This is a genomic window from Cysteiniphilum halobium, assembly GCF_003574425.1.
Taxonomy (GTDB): Bacteria; Pseudomonadota; Gammaproteobacteria; order Francisellales; family Francisellaceae; genus Caedibacter; species Caedibacter halobius.
Genome location: NZ_QLIU01000118.1, coordinates 1 through 501, shown reverse-complemented (window position 1 = coordinate 501; position 501 = coordinate 1). Strand labels below are relative to the sequence as shown.

At 28.7% G+C, this 501-nt stretch carries 1 protein-coding gene; it reads left to right on the top strand.

The window, feature by feature from the left end; translation table 11 throughout:
- A partial coding sequence (locus DNK85_RS12700; protein ID WP_208123186.1) for a hypothetical protein occupies positions 1 to 353 on the top strand: 353 nt, incomplete at its 5' end.
- Positions 354 to 501: the final 148 nt, after the last annotated feature.

Genomic DNA, 501 nt, shown 5'->3' with positions numbered 1-501 from the left:
AAAGAAAAAAAGAAAAAAAAAAAAGAGAGAAAAAAAAAAAAAATAGAAAAAGAAAAAAGAAAAGAAAAAGGAAAAGAGGAGAAAGAGAGAGAAAAAAAAGAGAAGGGGAAAGAGAGGAAGGGAAGGAAAAGAAGAGGAAAAAAGAAGAAAATAAAAAGGAAAGAAAAGAAGGAATGGAGGGAAGAGAGAATGAAGAAGGAAGAATAGCGAAGAAAGAAAGGAGAGAAGAAAGAGGAGGAGAAGAAAAAGAAGGAAAGGACAAAGAAGGGAATAAAAGAGAAAGAGAAAGAAAGAAGGGAGAAGGAAGAAAAAAGAGAAAAAAAAAAGAAGGAAGAAAAAGGAAAAAGAAGTGAAAAAGAAAAAAAGGAAAAGAAAAAAAAAGAGAAAAAGAAGAAAAAGGAGAGATAAGAGAAAAAAAGGATAAAGAAAAAGGAAGAAGAAGAGAAAAGAAAAAAAGAAAGAAAGGTGATAAATAAGAGTATATAAAGAATGAAGATAAAA